The following is a 19,417-nucleotide window of genomic DNA, read 5'->3' as shown; positions in this document are numbered from 1 at the left end:
AGAGAGGCAAAAACCGACTTATCTTCTTTCAGTATAGGCTTTTGTTAAATAGTCCTCAGTTGCCCGGCTTTGGGGCGCCTGCTGTCATAGCGCCCCGCAGGTTTGCAACGCCTCGACCAGCAGTTCACGGGAGGTGCCCGCAACGACATGCGCCTCGCCGAGATTGCGCAGTAAAACCAGCCGCAGCTGGCCATCGATCACCTTCTTGTCCACTGCCATCGCATCGAGGAACTGACTGACAGACATGGCCTCCGGCGCCCTGGTTGGCAGCTGCGCCTGATCGAGCAGGCGGCGCAGCCGGTCGACCACTTCCGGCTCAACCTCACCGCGCAACCGGGAGAGCTCCGCAGCCATCACCATACCCGCAGCGACTGCCTCGCCATGCAGCCAGCTGCCGTACCCCTGCACCGTCTCAATGGCGTGACCGAAGGTATGGCCAAAATTGAGGATCGCCCGGCGACCGGATTCCCGCTCGTCTTCCGCCACCACTGCCGCCTTGGCACGGCAACTGCGTTCGACCGCAAACGCCAGCGCTGCAGGATCGCGGGCGAGCAGCTGCGCCATATTTTGCTCGAGCCAGTCGAAGAATGGCGCATCACAGATCATGCCGTACTTGATCACCTCGGCAATTCCGGCGGCGAGTTCCCGCGGCGGCAGGCTGGCCAGGGTATCCATATCCGCCAGCACCAGGCGCGGCTGGTAGAAGGCGCCGATCATGTTCTTGCCCAGTGCGTGGTTGACCCCGGTCTTGCCGCCCACAGAGGAGTCCACCTGGGCCAACAGGGTGGTCGGTACCTGGATAAAATCCACGCCTCGCTGGTAGCACGCGGCCGCAAAGCCGGTCATATCCCCCACCACGCCGCCACCCAGCGCCACCAGGGTCGTGCTGCGGTTATGGCGCCGCTCGAGCAGGCGGTCGAAGATACGGTTCAGGGTTTCCAGGGTCTTGAAGGCCTCGCCGTCGGGCAACTCAATCGTGTCCAGCAGGTCGCATTCCGGCAGGCCATCCAGTAACTTTTCCAGATAGAGCGGCGCCACTGTTTCGTTGGTGACGACACATACCTGGCGGCCACGGATATAGGGAGCGAGGTAACGCTTTTCACTCAACAACCCGGATCCGATAAGGATGGGATAGCTGCGCTCCCCGAGTTCGACATTCAATTCGTGCATTGCGCCCTCCGGTTGGCGATGGCAATGGCCCATAGCGGGAATCAGACAACAGGCCAGCGCCTGCTGGTTGCGACGAACCGCACTTTATCACAACCGTTGGAAAGGAAATTGGCGGGTCCGGCCCCGCTCAGTCGGCCGGGGAAACCGACGAGGTCAGGCGGGCGGCAACCCTTAACGCTGCCTGCCGCGGCGTACAGTAATCGGTATCGCAGATAATATCGGCGACCTCGCGGTACAGCGGATCGCGCTCGCGCAACAGTTCCTCGATGCGGGCCCGGGGATCCGGTACCTGTAGCAGTGGACGGTTGCTGTTCTTGGAAGTGCGCTCGAGTAACTGGTCGAGGCTCGCCTGCAGGTAGACCACCAGCCCGTGTTTTCGCAACTGGCGCCGGTTCTCTTCCGCCAGCACAATACCGCCTCCGGTGGCGACAACTTGCACCGGGCCACGGCACAGGTCCCGCAGCACATCGGTCTCCCGACGGCGAAACCCCTCCTCGCCCTCGACGTCGAAGATCCATGGAATATCCGCCCCGGTGCGCTCTTCCAGCACCCGGTCAGAATCGGCGAAGGGAAGTTGCAGCTCCGCCGCCAGTAGTTTGCCGATAGTTGACTTGCCGGCCCCCATGGGGCCGACAAGAAAGATAGCACGGTTGATCACCGGAATTTACTTCGTGAAGAAGAGATCGTCTTCCATGATGCGCGGAGTGATAAACATCAGCAGCTCACGCTTGTCATTGCTACGCGTTGTGGTCTTGAACAGGTGACCGAGGTAAGGGATATCACCCAGCAGCGGGATTTTGGTTTCCCCTTCCAGCACCTGGCTCTCGAAGATGCCACCCAGCACAATGGTCTCACCGTTTCGCACCAGCACCTTGGTCTGCAGCGAGTTGATGTTGATGGCGGGGATCTGGCTGCCACTGACAATATCGGTGAACAGCTCGCCGACACTGTTCTGGTCGATGGTCAGGTCCATGATGATATTGTTGTCCGGCGTAATCTGCGGCGTCACGTTCAGTTCCAGCACCGCTTCGCGGAAAGTTACCGAGGCGGCACCGGAGGAAGTGGCCTCGAGGTAGGGGATTTCCACACCGGACTGGATGCTGGCCTGCTGCTTGTCACCGGTCACCACCTTGGGCTGGGAGACGATCTCCGCTTTACCCACATCCTCGAGAGCGGACAGCTCCAGGCCCAGGAAGAAGTCTTCCTTCAGGATGGCATAGGCAATACTGCCCGCCGGGTTGGTCACACTCAGGTCGGAAATAACCGGGCTGAATGCGGCCTGGGGCGCGTTGACATCCGGACCGGAACCATCACCGTCACGAATTCCCGAAGCCTGGCGCCCGGAACCGATGCCAATCGTGTCGTCGCTAATGTCGTGATCCTCGGTATAGTCCCAGCGCACACCGAACTCGCGCATAAAGTCGGTATTGGCATTGACGATGCGCGCCTCGATCATCACCTGGCGAATGGGCACATCGATGGCCTCGATCAGCTCGCGGAACTGGGCAATCTTCTCCTCGGTATCGGTGAGGATAATAGTGTTGGTGCGCTCGTCGACGATCGCACTGCCGCGGGCGGAGAGGATACTGCGCTGGTCGCTTGAATCCTGCTGGCCACCGGCAAAGTTACCCCGGTCCCCGCCACCCTGACCGGCACCGCGGCCGGAGAACAGGGAAAACAGTTCCCGCGCATCCGCATAGCGCACCTGGATATACTCGGTGCGCAGCGGCGCCAGCTCCTGCAATTGCTTGCGGGTTTCCAGCTCCTGGCGCTCGCGCTCGGCGATCTCTGCCGCCGGCGCCACCATGATCACATTCCCCTCCTGGCGCTTGTCCAGGCCCTTGGCGCGCAGGATCAGCTCCAGCGCCTGGTCCCAGGGCACGCCGTCCAGGCGCAGCGTAATGCGGCCCGACACGGTATCACTGGCCACCAGGTTCAGGTCGGTGAAGTCCGCGATCAGCTGCAATACCGACCGCACCTCGATATCCTGGAAGTTCAGCGACAGCTTCTCCCCGCTGAACTGGAACTCCTGGGCTTTCTCACGCTGCTGGGCCACCGTCAGCGGCTTCACGCTCAGCACATACTCGTTGTCCGCCTGGTAGGCCAGGTAGTCGTAGTCGGATTCGTTGGGATCCACGGTTATGACCGTATTGCGGCCATCGTAATCCACGGTAATTGCATTGACCGGCGTGGCGAAGTCAGTGACATCCAGTCGCTGGCGCAGGGAGTCCGGCAGGTCGGCGCCCAGGAACGTCAGGTAGATCTTGCCCCGGGTGCGCTCCACATCAATATTGACCGCCGGGTCGCTCAGGCTGACGATCACCTTGCCCTCGCCGCTTTCACCGCGACGGAAATCCACATTGTTGATCGCCACATTGGATGCCGCCCGGAAACGCTGCTGGCCGCCCAGGTCAATGGCACCACTGGAGCCTGTGCTCGCTGCGGCAGCCGGCGCCGAAGTCGCGCTGGCGGTGGCAGCGGAGTCGGCGCCGATTTCCATCACCACCTGGTTGCCCTGGCGTTCGCTGGTATACACCGGCAGCTCATCGAGATTGACGATCAGGCGGGTGCGGTCATCACTGGAAACCACCACGGCACTGCGTGCCGCCCCCACACCGAGGGAGTATTTCTTCTGTGGCAGGACACTCTCGACCCCGGCGAAATCCATCACGATTCGCGCGGGTTCCTCAATGGTGTAGCCTGTGGGTTCGGGTGGGGTGTCCGAAAACGATAGACGCAGCTGTAAGCGGCTGCCCGGCAGTTCCGAGAACTGGATGTCAGTCAACTGGTTCGTCTGAGCATGAAGCGCAAGCGGAAACAGCGCCAGTCCCAGCAACAGCGCCTTGAATGGAGCCAAAACCTTGGCGAGCTGCTTGTTGTTCATTAGTTGTTGTCCTTCTCTTCCAAAGTCAGAGCGCGGGGCCGTTCAATCCAGCCCCCGGTGCCATCGGGCACGATCTCCAGTACATCCACTTGTGATTTCGAGGCATTGACCACCTTGCCGTGGTTCTTGCCGACATAATTACCCACGGTGATCCGGTGAATCCCCCCATCACCGTCGTCGATCAGTGCCCACAACTGCCCGCCACGGGCAAGCGTACCGACCATTGACAGCGCGTCGAAGTTGAACTGCTCGAGCAACTCTTTCTGGCGATCCGAGTCCGGGGCCACATCGAGCCGCCGGCCCACCAGGCGCTGGTCTGACTCCAGTACCGGGCGCGCGAAGGGGCTGCGCTCAGCCGCGGCACTGTAGACATATGGGCTGTAAGGGGTAAACGTCGGGATGGGCTCAATCTGGCCCTTGGGCTTGTGCTTGATCTCGGTCATTTTCTGCCGCAGATCACTGTGCCCGCCATCCAGGCTGCAACCGGAGAGGACCATCAGGCCCAGCAATGGGATCCAATGCCTGCTCATCCTTCACCCTCCTGCTCTTTGTAGCGGTAGGTCTTGGCATTGATGGCCATATTGAGCAGGGCACCACCATCCTTGCTGGTTTGAATGGTGAAATCGTGCAGTGTCACGATCCGCGGCATCCCGGCGATACCACTCACAAAGGCGCCAAACTCGTGGTAGCCACCCTGCACCTCAATGCGGATCGGCAGCTCGACATAGAATTCGCCCACCTGCTCCTGCTCCAGCGCAATTTTCTGGATGGTGAGGCCACTGCCGCGGCCAAATTCGTCGATATCCTCCAGCAGGCCAGGAACCTCGGTATCCTTGGGTAGCTGCTGCAGCAATGCGCCAAAGGTCTCCTCCATCTCGGCCAACTGCTCCCGATAGGCGTCCAGGTTGGCGGCCTCAAATGATTTCTTCTCAAACTCGACAAACAGCTCTTTTTCTTTTTTCTGCGCGAACTCCAGCTGCTGGTAGCGGTCACTGATAAGGAAGTAGTAAGCCAACCCGACGATCAGGGCCGACACAAGAGTGAGCAGTGCCACGCGACCAGCCACTGGCCAGACACCCACGCGGGAAAAATCGATATCACTGATATCGAGCTCGTTGAGCTGCTTGAGCGTATCCTCCAATGCCATGAACCGGTTCCTTTATTTACCCGCTTGCGCGTTCTGTTCTTCTTCCGACTCTTCGCCGTCTTTTTTGCGCCCGGTCACGTCCACGGTCAGCTGGAAAGCGCTGGCCTGCTCGCCAAATTCGGGACGGGCGGTGACCCCCGTCAGGTTGGGCGATTGATACCAGTCCGAGCCGTCCAGGTTGCGCATAAAAGAGGACACCCGGTTGTTGGACTCGGCCACGCCGGCGACCTGGATGGTTTTGCCACTGCGCTTGAGGCTGTCCAGCCACAGCCCCTCTGGCGTAGCGCGGACCATCTCATCGAAATAACGCACTGACAGCGGGCGATTACCCTGTAACTCCTGGATAACCCGCATGCGGTCGATCAATTCCTGGCGTCGCTTTTTCAGGTCCTTGATTTCGCGGACCTGCTTGTTCAGCACGTTGATCTCGGCCTGCAGTATCTGGTTGCGCTCGTTCTGGTTGTCGATCTGTCCATCGACAGCCTTCATCCACAGGAAGGACGCCACACCGGCAGCCAGGACTACTGCCACCAGCACCTGGGAGAATTCTTTCTGTTTCTGCTCGCGGTATTCCTGGCGCCAGGGCAACAGGTTGATATTTGCCATGGTTAGAACTCCCGTTCGCGCATTGCCAGGCCGGCTGCAATCATCAGTGAGGGGGCCTCGCTCGCCAGCGCCTGGCGGTTAACCCGCGAGGCCACTGCCATATCGTGAAAAGGATTGGCCACGACCGTGGGCTTGCCCAGCTTCTCACTGACCAGGTCGGCCAGCCCGTCCATCGCCCCCACGCCACCGGCGAGCAGGATGTAATCCACGTCACTGTATGACGTAGAGGAATAGAAAAACTGCAGGGAGCGGGTCACCTGCTGGATCACCGCGTCCCGGAACGGCTCCAGCACCTCCGGGTAATAGTCATCGGGCAGGCCGCTGCCGCCCTGGCGCTTGGCCAGCCCTGCCTCTTCCGCGGACAGGCCGTAGCGGCGCTGAATCTCATCGGTAAGCTGGCGGCCGCCGAACAGCTGCTCGCGCGTGTATACAGTCTTACCATCAACAAGTACCGACAGCGCACTCATGGTGGCGCCGATATCCACGACCGCCACCACCAGTTGCTCCTGCGGCGGGAACTGGCGCTCCAGCAGGGTATAGGCGCGCTCGATTGCGTAGGCCTCTACGTCCACCACGGCTGCCTGCAGGTCGGCCCCCGCCAGGGAGGTGACCCGCTGGTCGATATTCTCGCTGCGACAGGCCGCCAGCAGGACCTCTACCTGGCCCTCACCGCGACTGGAAGGACCCTGCACTTCAAAATCCAGGTTCACCTCATCCAGCGGGTAGGGGATATACTGGTCCGCCTCCAGGGCGATCTGCGCTTCCAGTGCGTCGTCATTGAGGTCGGAGGCCATTTCCAGGGTCTTGGTAATCACTGCCGAGCCCGACACGGCAACCGCGGCACGGCGCAGGCGGGTCTTGGAGCGACGCACAACTTTGCGGATTGCTTCCGCCGTTGCCTCGATATCGTTGATATTCTTATCCACAACGGCATTGGGCGGCAGCGGCTCGACTGCATAGCATTCGACCCGGTATTTGCTGCCGTTGCGACTCAGCTCCAGCAACTTTACCGCGGTCGAGCTAATATCGAGGCCCAGCATGGCTCTGGGACCTTTATTGAGAAAAGGGAGCATCCCCATTTTTCTTATCTTTTCCGTGGGTTATGAGGGTTTGATGTTATAGCACTTTAAATTAAAGCTGCAACCAGCATTTTCATAGGTAATAGCGCACAATCTTCGTATAATTGTTAATCTGACCCGGTTAAGACCTGAACAGACTGAACAGAAGTACTTTCATGACCGAAAAAGCCCGCAACCGTCTGCTATCGTTGCTCTGGCTCGCCCTTGCCGGGGTCGCTGCCGCCAGCATGGCGTTTTCCAGCATTTATATCTACCTGAAGCCCGGGCTGCCCTCGATTGAGAGCCTGCGCGATATTCGCCTGCAGACTCCCCTGCGCGTTTACTCCCAGGATATGAAGTTGATCGGAGAGTTCGGCGAAAAGCGCCGAACTCCGATAACGATCGAGCAAACCCCGGAGATGTTTATCAAGGCGGTGCTGGCGGCAGAGGATGCGGGATTCTACTCCCATAAGGGCGTTTCCATTAAAGGCCTAATGAGAGCTGCCTCACAAATCCTGCAAACGGGCTCCATTCAGTCCGGTGGCAGCACCCTGACCATGCAGGTCGCCCGCAATTTCTTCCTCAGCCGGGAGCAGCGCTTCCTGCGCAAGTTCAATGAAATCCTGCTCTCACTGCAGATCGAGCGCGAGCTGAGCAAAGACCAGATCCTCACGCTCTATATCAACAAGATTTTCCTCGGCAACCGTGCCTACGGCTTCCAGGCCGCAGCACAGGTTTACTATGGTCGTGAGATCAGTGACCTGAGCCTGGCGCAGTGGGCGATGATGGCCGGCTTGCCCAAGGCACCGTCGACCTACAACCCGATTGCCAATCCAACCCGGGCGCTGGTGCGCCGCAACTGGATCCTGAAGCGGATGCTCGACCTGGGCTATATCAGCCAGGCGGAATACAAGAACTCCATCACCGCGCCCGTATCCGCCCGCTATCACGGCCGCGACCTCGACCTGCACGCCCCCTATATTGCCGAGATGGCCCGCAAGGAGGCCGTCGACCTGTTCGGGGACAGCGCCTACACCGAGGGCTACCAGGTCATCACTACCGTCAACAGCCGCCTGCAGGAGGCGGCCCAGGACGCGCTGCAGAAAGGCCTCGAGTCCTATGACAGCCGGCACGGGTACCGCGGCCCCGAGCAGCGCCTGGAGAAAGAGCTACTGGATGACAACGACCAGATGGTCGACCTGCTCAATGAAATTCCGGTCCTCGGCGGGCTGGAGCCGGCAGTGGTCACCGCCGTAGAACCCAAGCGCCTGCAGGTACAGCTGCGCGATCGCAGTGTGGTAGAGGTGCTCTGGGAAAATGGCCTGAGCAGCATCCGGCCCTACATTTCCGAAAATGCCCGCGGCGCCCGCATTGAATCGGCAGAGGAGATGTTCGCACCGGGAGACGTGATCCGGCTGCGTCGCGTGGAAATCGACCCCCGGGACCAGGAGGCGGTAGCCGTCGACGCGACCGAGGAGCTTACTGATGCCGATGACCGCCAGCCGGTAGCCGATCCCTTTGCGGATCCCGGCGAGCCGGCGGCAGTGCTGGAGGAGCCGGAGGTACGTGTCGAGTGGCACCTCGCCCAGGTACCTGCGGCCCAGGGCACCCTGGTCTCGCTGGCCCCGGAGGATGGCGCCATCCGCGCGCTGGTTGGTGGTTACGACTTCCGCCAGAGCCACTTCAACCGTGCCACCCAGGCAGCGCGGCAGCCGGGCTCCAGTTTCAAGCCATTCATCTACGCAGCGGCTCTGGAGAAGGGCTACACCGCCGCCAGCATGATTAATGACGCGCCAATCATCTTCGAGGAGACCAACCTGCAGGATGTCTGGCGTCCCGAGAACGATACCGGCACCTTCCTCGGCCCCACCCGCCTGCGCAAGGCCCTGTACCGGTCCCGCAACATGGTGTCGATCCGCCTCCTGCAGGCGCTCGGCATCGACTATGCCCTGGATTTCGCCGAGAACTTCGGCTTCGAGCGCAGCAAGCTGGCCCGCAACCTCACCATCGCCCTGGGCAGCTCGGCGCTCACGCCGCTGGAGATGGTGCGCGGCTACGCGGCCTTTGCCAACGGCGGCTTCCGGGTAGAGCCCTACCTGGTCGACCGGGTGATGGACGTCAATGGTGAAACCATATACCAGGCACTGCCGCTGACAGTCTGTCGCGATTGCGACGAGCCTGGGGACCTGGCCGAAGAACCGGGGGAAGGAGGACTGGCGGCGGAGCCCATCGACCTGGCCGAGGTGCAGGACGAAGAGGTGCTGCCGGAGGAGGAGCCGATCGAGCTGCGCACGCTGCAGGTTAATCCGCTCAATGCCGATCCCACCGCCCAGGCTCTGCCGCGCGCCCCGCGCGCCATGACCGAGGAAACGGCGTTTATCATCGACTCCATGCTCAAGGACGTGGTCAAGCGCGGCACCGGCCGCAAGGCACTCTCCATGAAGCGCGGCGATATTGCCGGCAAGACAGGTACCACCAACGGCCCGCGCGACGCCTGGTTCTCCGGCTACAGCCCGCACCTGGCCACCAGCGCCTGGGTGGGCTTCGACTCCAATACTGAACTCGGCAAGAACGAGTACGGTGGCTCCGCCGCCCTGCCAATCTGGATCGACTTCATGTCAACCGCTCTCGAGGGCCTGCCGGAACGCCACCTGCCACAGCCGGACAATATCGTTACTGTGCGCATCAACCCGCGCACCGGACTGCGCACCTCCCGTGGCGGCATGTTCGAGGTCTTCCGTGAGAACCGCGTGCCCGGACACGAGTCCTACAGTTCCTACCGGCCCGGCTACCCCTCTTCCGGTAACAGTGCCGGTGACAATGAAGAAGAAGAGGAGTCCCTGCCCGAGGAACTGTTCTGATCGGGCCGGAATCGCAGTCGCAGCCCCGATCAGGGGCTCTATCCTGCCAATAAAAAACGGGGCCAGCTGGCCCCGTTTTTTATTGGATGGTACCGGTGAGGAGTAAGGCTAGTTACGGCTCCGGTACTCGAGGCAGGCGCGCTCGAGGGCAGTAAAGTCCGGGATCACCGCCTCTTCGCCTGCCAGGGAAACATGCATCAACTCACCCATGGCGCAGGGACGGTCCCGCCCCATCAACTGGTCAGGCGTAACCCGTACCAGGCGCGGCGTGCCGCGCAGCACCATGGCGAAAAACGGCAGGCGTCCGGCGGGGTTACCGGTGGCCAGCACGGCAATGCGACCGCTGTCGTCCATGGATGACAGTGACTGGCCGCGCATTACCTCGAAAGACAGCACTGGCAACCGCTGCTCACGCCAGTTGATCTCGCCCAGGTACCAGTCCGGCGCATCGTAAGCCGATACCGGCGCCTGCAGGGCAATTACCTCGGACAGGATATCCACCGGCACCAGCAGCTGGCCATCCGCCAGGGGCAGCAACAGGCTGCTGACCTCCTGGGGCGTCTCCAGCGAGAGCGCTTCTGTTCCACTCATACACCCACCTCTCTCACGATCGTCTCTGTCCCCGTCACTGGCCGGCCGTCTCTGCGGTGTACTCGCGGATTGCCTCCAGCAGCACCTCTTCCTGGTAGGGCTTGCCCAGGTAGTGGTTTACCCCCAGGGAGAGCGCATGCTCACGGTGCTTCTGGCCGGTCCGCGATGTGATCATAATGATGGGGATGTCGCGCAGGAGGCTGTTACCGCGAATATGGCGCGCCACCTCAAAACCATCCATCCGCGGCATCTCGATGTCCAGCAGGATGACATCGGGCTGGATATCCTGCAGCTGGATCACGGCGTCCTGACCGTCCTTGGCGGTATTCACCAGGTAACCCTCACGCTCCAGGAAGCGCGTGGTGACCTTGCGCACGGTAACCGAGTCATCCACCACCATGACCCGCTGTTGTGCCTGTTCCGCTTCCTGCCTCACCCGCGGCGCCAGCGCCAGGGTCGGCTCCGGGGGACGTGCCAGCAGGGCGGCCTGCTGGCGCAACAGCGCGTGGGCATCAAGAATCACTACCACGGTACCGTCACCGGTTACAGTGGCCCCGGAGACCCCCTGCACCGCGGCGAACTGGGGCCCCAGGCTTTTTACCACGATCTCGCGACTGCCCAGCACGGCATCCACCTGCAATGCCATTGCATGCCCTTCGGAGCGCACCAGCAACACTGGCAGCTGGGATTCATCGAGTCCCAGCTTGGGCCGCGCCTCGGATTGCAACAGGGTACCGAAGTAATTCACCTGGTAGGGTTCACCGGCATACTCGAAACGGGCATCCGGGGATTTGTAGTAGTGCTCCAGCTCGTAGGGGCTGAGGCGCACGATACCCTCAATGGTATTAAGCGGCAGGGCGAAAACATCATCCCCCACACTCACCATCAGTGCCCGGTTGACCGACACGGTAAAGGGCAGACGCACAGTGAAGCTGGTGCCGGTGCCGTATTGCGACTCAATATGCACGGCGCCACCGATCTGCTTGATCTCGGCGGACACCACATCCATACCCACGCCGCGACCGGAAATCTGCGTCACCTGGTCGGCGGTGCTGAAGCCCGCCTTGAGAATGAATTGCAGGATCTCGTTGTTCGAAAGCTCCGCATCGGCACGCATCAGGCCGCGCTCGATCGCCTTCTCACGCACTTTCATCAGGTTGATACCGGCACCATCATCGCTGATGGTGAGCACCACCTCACTGCCCTCGCGCTCCAGTGCGACAGTGATCCGACCGCGCTCGGGCTTGCCAGATTCCGCGCGCAATTCCGGCGACTCAATCCCGTGGTCCACCGCATTGCGGAGCATATGCTCCAGCGGTGCCACCATACGCTCGAGCATGGAACGGTCCAGCTCCCCCTCTACGTTGGAGAAGACCAGGTCGACCTGCTTGCCCAGCTCAGCGCTGACCTGCCGTACGATACGGCGCAGGCGCGGCACCAGGCGTGAGAAAGGCACCATGCGGCTGCGCATGAGGCCTTCCTGCAACTCGGTGTTTACACGGGACTGCTGCAGCAACAACGTTTCGGTATCACGGGCCTTGTTGCCCAGGGTGTTGCGCAACTCCAGCAAGTCCGAGGTGGACTCCAGCAGAGAGCGCGACAGCTGCTGGATGGATGAGTAGCGGTCCATTTCCAGCGGGTCGAAGTTGTCATCCTGCTCGGCGAGCTGCTCCTGGCGGAACAGGATCTGCGCCTCGGTTTCCATATCCAGGCGGCGCAGCTGTTCGTTCAGGCGCGTGATGGTCGAATCCATCTCGTCCAGCGCAAAACCGAACTCACTCACCTGCTCCTCAAGGCGGCTGCGGGAGATTGAGGTTTCCCCCGCCAGGTTCACCAGTTCCTCAAGTAGCTCCGCCGCGACCCGCACCATTTCCTGCGGCTGCCCGCGGTTTCCGGAGCGCTGGTCGCTGTCCTTCAGGCTGTCTTTCTTACGTACAAACGGCAGCACATTGGCAGCCGACTCGACCGTAGTGGCCGGGGCCGGACCCACTTCCACAGCACCCAGCAATGCCGGCACCTGCTGCTCGTCCTTTTCCTGCTCCGGTTCAACCGCTCCGTCGTCGTCGGCAGCCTGGCTATCGCCTTCCGGCTGGCCGGCTTCGACCGGGCTTACCCCGTCTTCCTCGATGATCTCCGCCACCTGCAGCAGATCGGCCACCTGGCTGTCGGCCCAGGCAGTTTCGAGCAGGAGGGCAAACTCTTCCAGGGAATCACCGCCCATCCACGCGCGCACGGTCTCAACACCGGCAGCGATGCGATCATAGATGCCATGGGCATCGGTGAAGAAACCGCCGGTTGGGTGCTCGCGGGGAGGCATAGCCTCAATTACGGTTTCGAAACGGTGGGCCACTTCACCCAGCCCCATCAGGCCAGCCATGCGTGCGCCGCCCTTGAACGTATGCAGTACGCGTTTGAGTGCTTCCGCACGACTGTAGTCCGCGGGATCGGCCTCCCAGCCCTGGATCAACTCTTCCAGTTCATCGACCAGGTCACCGGCCTCCTCCATGAATACATCCACCACATCCGGGTCGATGTCAGCCAGGAGGGCATTCAGGTGCGCGGTTTGGTCACTGCCAGTGGCTGGTGCCGCCGTGCTGGACGGCTCCACAACCGGCGCAGCAGGCTGCTCCTCACCGGCTGTAGCAGGTTTATCCCCGTTGCCGGACTCGCCCAGGAGTTCCGGGTCGAGCCCCAGGTCACTGAAGTCATCCTGCCCGGCCAGGTCGTACTCCTGCTCACCGCCCCGGGTTGTCGGCAGGTCGCCGCTATCGATACCCAGACCGGCCCAGTCGCTTCCGGCCGAGCTGCCTGCGGCATCATCACTGCCGGCCGCCGGTTCAGCTTCCGTTTCGCTGTCACCGGTTAACGGCAGGTCGGCCCGGTCGATTCCAAGCTCAGCCCAATCAAAGTCGTCATCCTCGCTGACGCTCTCACCGTGCGCCAGTGAGCGCAGGGCCTCGCCCACCGCATCGCTGACGTCCGGCAGGTCCTGGGCCGCGGCCACCGCATCCACCAGGTCGAGCAATTCGCTGTGGCCCTGGTCGAGCGTCGACCACAGGGCCGGTTCGCCCTCCAGCCGTCCGTCGAGGATGCGCACGTAAACTTCCAGCAGTAACTGGGACAGCTCTGCCAGGGTTGGCAGCTGCGCACGGCGTGCGGCCTCACCCAGCACTTCCAACTCTTCCGCCACAGGTTTCAGCTGCGCGGTATTCTCCGGGGTGCGCCGCCATGCGTTCAGCACCTCGTCCGCATCCAGCAGGACCTTCATGCCATCGGCCATGATGACCGCCAGCAGGTGCGGATCGACCTCCCGCGGTTCGCTCGCTTCGCGCTCGCGGATCAGGTGACCGACGGAGCGTTCCTGCAGCTCTTCGGTGCGGGCGAGGAACTGTTCAGCCTTCTCGATGTGGATCGGCTGTTGGCCGCGTATCTGCTCGAGCACGATGCGCACGTAACTGGCGCCATCCGCGAGCAGCTCGTAAATGTCCTCGTCGATACGCACCTGGTAAGTGCGCAGCTCTTTCACGAATCGCTCCAGCGGCGCGACCAGTTCTGCCACCGGGGTGACTTCCGCCATATGGGCAGACCCCTTCATGGTGTGAAGGGCGCGGTGCAGTGGATCCGAGGGCACATCGTAGACCGGCGCGGCCTCGCGCATTGCAGCAAGGTACTCATCCAGGGTGGCTAGATGCGTCTCGGTCTCCTGGGCAAAAATCTCCCACAACTGCGCATTGTCATCAAAATCGGAATCCTCGGGCGCCGGAGGCACGGGCTCTGCGGCAGGCTGGTCCTCCTGCGGGACCGCAGCACCTTTTTCGGGGGCGGACAGGCCTGCGGGGACTTCGCCGCGGGACAACTGGTCGGCCCACTCCTGCAGCTGGCTGGTACGCTCGGGCTCCGGATCGCCGGTCTGCAGGCGAAAGCCCTCGATCATCGATGGCAGCTTGGCGCAGACATGCTCTATCAGGTGGACATGGCCACGCTGCGGCTTGACCGTCTCATCGATCACGCGGTTGAGCATGTTCTCAACCGACCAGGCCAGTTCGCCGATATCCAGCGCCTCGACCATGCGGCCAGAACCCTTGAGGGTGTGGAAGCCCCGGCGAAACTCGATCAGGGCATCGTGGTCGCTGAAATCTTCAGCCCAGCGGGGGAAGTACTCGCCGATTGTTTCCAGGACCTCGGCGGCCTCTTCCAGGAAAATCTCGAGGATTTCGTCGTCGATCAGGCTCTCATCGTCGTCATCGACAAACGAGGCGGATGCGGCGGTCTCGGCCGGGGGTTCCGCTTCAGCCGAGCCTTGCTGCAAATCGGCAGCCGGGAATTCTGTCGCTTCCTCTGGCGAGGGCGGCCCTGCCTCCGCGACCGGGATTTCTGTCGCAGCACCTGCGTCCCCGCTGAGGGATTCGTCCGCATAGTAATCCGCTGTAGGAGCGGTGGGCTCTTCCACCGCCGGCACAGCTTCCGCGGCAACCCCTGCGTCGTCCTGCAGTTCCGATACGCTTGCGTCGGCACTGTCACCCTTAACCTGGAAGCCCAGGGCGGTGACGCTGTCCTCCGCCAGGGCCAGCAGCATATCGGCATCCTCGATGCCGTCCGCGCGCCGCTCGAGGTAGTACTCGACGCTGGTAATGGCATCTGCCAGGGTATCCAGCAGCTTCCATTCAGGCTGCTCGGCTGCCTCGATCAGGCGCTCGGAAATATAGCGGGTGCAGGCAGAGACAATGTCCGCTGCGCGGCGGTAACCCACCATCTCCAGACCACCGCCGACTTCCTGCAGCCGTTCCGGGACCCTGTCCAGGTGCCGCACATCCCAGTGACTGGCGATGTACTCGACTACCGATTCCTTTACTGACTCAAGGCCCGCGCGCGCCTCCCTCAGTACCGAGTCGGTGGCGTCGCCCATCAGGGGCTGTTCCGCATGCTCCTGGTGCTGGCGGCTGACTGTCGCAGCCAGTGCCGAATCCAGCTGTACCACTTCACCCGCGGCCTGCAACAGGAGTTCCTGTGGATCCCCGCTGCGCGACGCATCGCGCAGGCTTTCGTAGATACCGCGGGCGCGTATGCGATGATTTTCCAGCCCCAGGACCCCCAGGGTATCGGCGATACGCTGGGCGATCGTAGCGGTGTCAGCGAGGGAAACCGTTTCGGCTGCAGCGACGGTGGGGTCCAGAGCCTCGCGCACACTCTGCAACTCTTCGCGCAGGGCGGCCACGGCGGTGCCCATGGCCTCGGGGCCCATGGCAAGCGCCTCGCCAGTATCGGGCCGTGGTGTTCCCGGCACCGCCCGATCGAGGGCAAAAGTGTCGTACAGCTGCTGGCAGCGCGGGCCGTTTGGCCCGGCCATGTAGACGTAAAACAGGAGGTTGCGGACCAGGCCGCGGTCCAGGGGCGCATCCAGCACCTGGCCGCCACGGCCCTGCAACAGGCGGAATTCCACATCAATCCGCCGCAGCAGCTGGCGCAATGCCGGCTGCACGGTGATACGGTGTTCACCGATGGCCTCCAGCAGGCCCTCGAGGATCTGCCAGAGTGGCTGGCGCACACTGCCGCTGTAGAGCAGCAGCATTTTGTCAGTGACTTTCTGCAGGTAGGCCAGGTTATCGCCACTGTTGACGTCCCGGATCAAACCGGCCGCCGCAACGTGATACATCTTGCGTAACTTGGTCACCAACTCCTGCAGCCGGGCCTTGTCTGAGAGCAGGGGTTGGCGGGCACCGGCGGCACGCTCGAGCGCTGACAGCTCGGGCGAAAAGAGTCCGCCCTCGGTAATCAGGCGCTCGCGGCGGACCGCGCGCAGGTCATTGAGCAGGGGGAGTAACAGCACCGCATTATCGCGGCGCTGGTAGGCGACCTTGTCCAGATACAGCGGCAGCTCCAGCAGGGCACGCATCAGGAATTCGCGTGTCTCCTCGCTATTCTCCACCTCGTCAGACGCCAGTGCCTGGATCAGCTGTTCCATTTCCTCGGCCAGCATGGCAGCGCCGGTCAGCTCTGCCATATGCAGGCTGCCGTGGACCTGGTGGATCAGCTCGAGACAATTCTGCAGGAGCGAGGGCTCCGTGCTGTCGGCCGCATAGCTCTCCAGGGCGTGACGTGCCTGGGCCAGCGTCTCGTTGATCTCTCCGGTCAGCCAGTCAAGGGCCTGGAAATTCGGATTGTCGTGACTCACGCCAAGTCCTCAATAATTCTGTATTTCGCCGGGTACCCGCGGCTTGCGCACGGGCTACCCGTCCGGGCTTCAGGCCAGGGCGCGATCCTCGCGGGCAGTCGCGTCGTCTTCCTCGCCGTCGAGCATCGGGAAATCATCCTCGCCCACATCCGGCAGATCGACATCGTAGAGGTCGTCACCGGTCTCCACACCGGTATCCTCGGCGGGCAGCTTGAAGCCGGCAACGGACTCACGCAGGGCGGTAGCGGTTTTGGCCAGGTTACCAATGGACTGGGCTGTCGCCTGGGTACCCGCGGAAGTCTGCGAGGTAATCTCCTGAATCACGTTCATCGTGTTGGAGATATGGCCGGCAGAGGAGGCCTGCTGTCGTGCCGCGTTGGAAATGTTCTGGATCAGGGCCGCCAGGTTGGTGGATACGCCCTCAATTTCCTCCAGGGCAACACCGGCGTCCTGGGCCAGGCGCGCACCGCGCACCACCTCGGTGGTGGTCTGCTCCATCGAGGTCACCGCCTCGTTGGTGTCGGACTGAATCGCCTTTACCAGGCCTTCAATCTGCTTGGTGGCGCCGGCGGAGCGCTCGGCGAGACGCTGTACTTCGTCCGCTACCACCGCGAAGCCCCGACCCGCGTCGCCGGCCATAGAGGCCTGGATCGCGGCGTTAAGTGCGAGGATGTTGGTCTGGTCGGCAATGTCGTTAATCAGGCTCACGATATCGCCAATTTCCTGGGAGGATTCACCCAGGCGCTTGATCCGCTTGGAGGTGTCCTGGATCTGCTCACGGATATTGTCCATGCCCTTGATGGTGTTCTGTACCACCTTGGCACCATTGCTGGCGATCTGTACCGAGCGCTCGGCTACCTGGGCAGACTCGGCGGCGTTGGCGGATACCTGGTCAATCGTTACCGCCATTTCGTTAACGGCCGCAGAGGCACCGGCAATTTCCTGGGCCTGGTGCTCAGAGGCCTCCGCAAGGTGGAGGGCAGTCTGCTGCGTCTCCTCGGACAGGCCGGATACTTCCTGGGCGGTACCGTTGATTCGCGATACCAGTACGCGCAGCTGGTCAATCGTGTAGTTGATGGAGTCGGCAATCGCACCGGTAAAGGCCTCGGTTACCGTGGCACTGGTGGTAAGGTCACCATCGGCCAGGTCGGCGAGCTCATCCAGCAGCTGCATAATGGCCTGCTGGTTACGCTCGTTGGTCTCGGACTCTTCACGCAGGCTGCGACGGGTGCCGGAGAAGGCGGTAACCATCATGCCGAAGATCAGCAGCACGAACACACCGGCAAGAATAGCGATGGTCTGGTTATTCGGCTGGCGCTCTGCGGAAAGGTTAACGATACGGTCGTTAAGGGTGTTGAGGGACTCGAGCAGCTGCGGGGAAGAGGCGAGGATACCGTCTGCCGCCTGGCGAGCCGCGAACAGTGCCGGGGTGGCCTCGAAGATCTCCCGTACAGAGGAGCTCACAAATTCAAACAGTTCGGTGATTTCGTCCAGCGACTCGCGGGCCTCCTCGTCGGTTACGCGGGAGATTCCCATCACCACGTCACCGCCTTTCATGCCCTCTACCACCTTACCAAACAGGCTGGCATCGGTATTGAACTGGTCGGCAGCAGACTCGGCATCCTCACCACCCTGCAGCATCTTGTCGATGTTCCGGCCGATACGCTCGGCGCGCCAGACCTGCAGCTGGGCCTGCTCCACCTGGTTCGCGGGGGCGTTGTTGGCCAGCAGGATTTCCACAATGTTGTTGTGCTCTGCCTGCAGTTCCGGCAGCGAGTCGTTCAGGGTACTGGCAACGTCATTCAGGAAGATAATGGTGTCGCGGTTGTCAATGATGGTGTCCGCCTGGGCCCTCACCTGGCGCCAGATCTCACCATACTCAGCCAGCTCACTCCGCAGCACCTCGCGGGTGGACTCATCGGCCCCCTGCAGCTGGTTCCAGGTACTGGTCATGTCGTCGATAACACTCTCCAGCTCGACAAATGCCTGCTCGTCACCGGCGGTGGCAGCGGGGGCGTATGTCACCACCTGGTAGGCCAGGGCCCGCAGCTCGGCAACCTGCTGGAGGTATTGCTTGTCCTGGTCTCCCCGGGACTGCACCAGGAAGATACTGACGATCAGGCCCGCCAATGCGGCGAGCACCAGTAGACCCAAGAACAGCGCGGCCGGGTTGCGGCGTAGCGCGGAAAAGGAACTCTGGGAGCCTGTTTTCATAGTTTACTCCTGGCGGGCCCCGTTTATTGTTGAGGCCGTCTTATTTTCACCACTGTTGAACCGAAGATCGATAGATGCCCCGGCAATACACAATACCAGCCTGCCGGCGACACCTGTTGTGCGTTCATCCCCCGCGGGACAAACAGGAATGCCGCGTACTCAGTGAGCCGCGGCATCCATAAACTGATAATCATTGATCAAGGCGAGCATATCGAACACGAGCCAGCGATCCTGCTGCCGCAGGAACTGCCCGCTGATCATGGGCGCGAAAGGCTCCAGCAAATCTCCCGGCGCACGGCGGGCATATTCCAGGGCCAGGTGCTGCATACCGTGCAGCTCATCGACGATCAGCCCGGCATAGACCTTTTCATGCTCCACCACCAGCACCCGGCGCTGGTGGCGGCCACTGCTCAGGCTACCGCCGAAAAACATTGCCAGGTCGAACAGGGGCAGCAACCGCCCGCGGACATTGGCCACCCCCCGCACCCACGGCTGGACACCAGGGATAAAGGTATGCGGCGGCACTTCCAGCAGCTCCACCACTTCATCCATGGGAGCGACAAAGCGATGCCCCAACAGGGAAAAGCCAATACCACTCCAATAGGGTTTTACTTCCTGGCGGCCAGGCAGGCCTGCGGCCTGCGCCTTGGCGCGGTTGGCAATATCAACCAGCGCGAGATAGGGGGACTGTTCAGACTGCACCGGATTGCCGCT

At 61.9% G+C, this 19,417-nt stretch carries 12 protein-coding genes; 1 reads left to right on the top strand and 11 read right to left on the bottom strand.

Annotation, left to right across the window (positions count from 1 at the left end):
• Positions 1 to 84 precede the first annotated feature (84 nt).
• From aroB to LVE68_RS12125, 7 genes are all read right to left on the bottom strand, one after another.
• Positions 85 to 1,170 carry a 3-dehydroquinate synthase gene (gene aroB, locus LVE68_RS12155; protein WP_232940672.1) on the bottom strand — a complete coding sequence of 362 codons (1,086 nt, stop codon included), beginning with the start codon at positions 1,168 to 1,170 and terminating at the stop codon, positions 85 to 87.
• Positions 1,171 to 1,297: 127 nt separating this feature from the next.
• Positions 1,298 to 1,825 (bottom strand): shikimate kinase AroK, encoded by a 528-nt coding sequence (gene aroK / locus LVE68_RS12150; protein WP_255701182.1) that lies wholly within the window; start codon positions 1,823 to 1,825, stop codon positions 1,298 to 1,300.
• Positions 1,826 to 1,834: 9 nt separating this feature from the next.
• Complete coding sequence (gene pilQ / locus LVE68_RS12145; protein ID WP_232940671.1) at positions 1,835 to 4,054, bottom strand: type IV pilus secretin PilQ; 2,220 nt, start codon at positions 4,052 to 4,054, stop codon at positions 1,835 to 1,837.
• A complete protein-coding gene (locus LVE68_RS12140) occupies positions 4,054 to 4,584 on the bottom strand; it encodes a pilus assembly protein PilP (RefSeq protein ID WP_232940670.1) in 531 nt (176 codons plus the stop codon). Before LVE68_RS12140 ends, pilQ begins: the two co-directional genes overlap by 1 nt.
• Complete coding sequence (locus tag LVE68_RS12135; protein WP_232940669.1) at positions 4,581 to 5,201, bottom strand: type 4a pilus biogenesis protein PilO; 621 nt, start codon at positions 5,199 to 5,201, stop codon at positions 4,581 to 4,583. Before LVE68_RS12135 ends, LVE68_RS12140 begins: the two co-directional genes overlap by 4 nt.
• A 12-nt stretch (positions 5,202 to 5,213) precedes the next feature.
• Positions 5,214 to 5,807 carry a PilN domain-containing protein gene (locus tag LVE68_RS12130; protein ID WP_232940668.1) on the bottom strand — a complete coding sequence of 198 codons (594 nt, stop codon included), beginning with the start codon at positions 5,805 to 5,807 and terminating at the stop codon, positions 5,214 to 5,216.
• Between the two features lie 2 nt (positions 5,808 to 5,809).
• Entirely contained in the window at positions 5,810 to 6,886 is a 1,077-nt protein-coding gene (locus LVE68_RS12125; RefSeq protein ID WP_232940667.1) for a pilus assembly protein PilM, read from the bottom strand.
• 155 nt (positions 6,887 to 7,041) lie between these two features.
• On the opposite strand from LVE68_RS12125, the gene LVE68_RS12120 reads away from it, so the two are divergent.
• On the top strand, positions 7,042 to 9,726 hold the full coding sequence (locus LVE68_RS12120; RefSeq protein WP_232940666.1) for a penicillin-binding protein 1A: 2,685 nt from the start codon (positions 7,042 to 7,044) through the stop codon (positions 9,724 to 9,726).
• A 108-nt stretch (positions 9,727 to 9,834) separates the two neighbouring features.
• On the opposite strand, the gene LVE68_RS12115 is transcribed toward LVE68_RS12120, so the two are convergent.
• The 4 genes from LVE68_RS12115 to LVE68_RS12100 all read right to left on the bottom strand — a co-directional run bounded on the left by LVE68_RS12115 (position 9,835) and on the right by LVE68_RS12100 (position 19,405).
• A complete protein-coding gene (locus tag LVE68_RS12115) occupies positions 9,835 to 10,317 on the bottom strand; it encodes a chemotaxis protein CheW (protein ID WP_232940665.1) in 483 nt (160 codons plus the stop codon).
• A 34-nt stretch (positions 10,318 to 10,351) separates the two neighbouring features.
• Positions 10,352 to 16,489, bottom strand: a complete 6,138-nt coding sequence (locus LVE68_RS12110; RefSeq protein ID WP_232940664.1) for a hybrid sensor histidine kinase/response regulator — start codon at positions 16,487 to 16,489, stop codon at positions 10,352 to 10,354.
• A gap of 69 nt (positions 16,490 to 16,558) precedes the next feature.
• Positions 16,559 to 18,703 (bottom strand): methyl-accepting chemotaxis protein, encoded by a 2,145-nt coding sequence (locus tag LVE68_RS12105; protein WP_232940663.1) that lies wholly within the window; start codon positions 18,701 to 18,703, stop codon positions 16,559 to 16,561.
• 159 nt (positions 18,704 to 18,862) lie between these two features.
• Positions 18,863 to 19,405 carry a chemotaxis protein CheW gene (locus tag LVE68_RS12100; RefSeq protein ID WP_232940662.1) on the bottom strand — a complete coding sequence of 181 codons (543 nt, stop codon included), beginning with the start codon at positions 19,403 to 19,405 and terminating at the stop codon, positions 18,863 to 18,865.
• Positions 19,406 to 19,417 lie beyond the last annotated feature (12 nt).

The sequence above is a fragment of the Microbulbifer sp. YPW16 genome, from assembly GCF_021290385.1.
In the GTDB taxonomy this organism is placed as follows: domain Bacteria; phylum Pseudomonadota; class Gammaproteobacteria; order Pseudomonadales; family Cellvibrionaceae; genus Microbulbifer; species Microbulbifer zhoushanensis.
This window is presented reverse-complemented; position numbering and strand designations above follow the sequence as displayed.

Excerpts from the sequence above, each read along its gene's own strand:
- LVE68_RS12115 (WP_232940665.1), bottom strand. The coding sequence starts at position 10,317 with ATGAGTGGAACAGAAGCGCTCTCGCTGGAGACGCCCCAGGAGGTCAGC.
- LVE68_RS12130 (WP_232940668.1), bottom strand. The coding sequence starts at position 5,807 with ATGGCAAATATCAACCTGTTGCCCTGGCGCCAGGAATACCGCGAGCAG.
- LVE68_RS12135 (WP_232940669.1), bottom strand. The coding sequence starts at position 5,201 with ATGGCATTGGAGGATACGCTCAAGCAGCTCAACGAGCTCGATATCAGT.
- LVE68_RS12140 (WP_232940670.1), bottom strand. The coding sequence starts at position 4,584 with ATGAGCAGGCATTGGATCCCATTGCTGGGCCTGATGGTCCTCTCCGGT.
- LVE68_RS12105 (WP_232940663.1), bottom strand. The coding sequence starts at position 18,703 with ATGAAAACAGGCTCCCAGAGTTCCTTTTCCGCGCTACGCCGCAACCCG.
- LVE68_RS12125 (WP_232940667.1), bottom strand. The coding sequence starts at position 6,886 with ATGGGGATGCTCCCTTTTCTCAATAAAGGTCCCAGAGCCATGCTGGGC.
- pilQ (WP_232940671.1), bottom strand. The coding sequence starts at position 4,054 with ATGAACAACAAGCAGCTCGCCAAGGTTTTGGCTCCATTCAAGGCGCTG.
- LVE68_RS12120 (WP_232940666.1), top strand. The coding sequence starts at position 7,042 with ATGACCGAAAAAGCCCGCAACCGTCTGCTATCGTTGCTCTGGCTCGCC.
- aroB (WP_232940672.1), bottom strand. The coding sequence starts at position 1,170 with ATGCACGAATTGAATGTCGAACTCGGGGAGCGCAGCTATCCCATCCTT.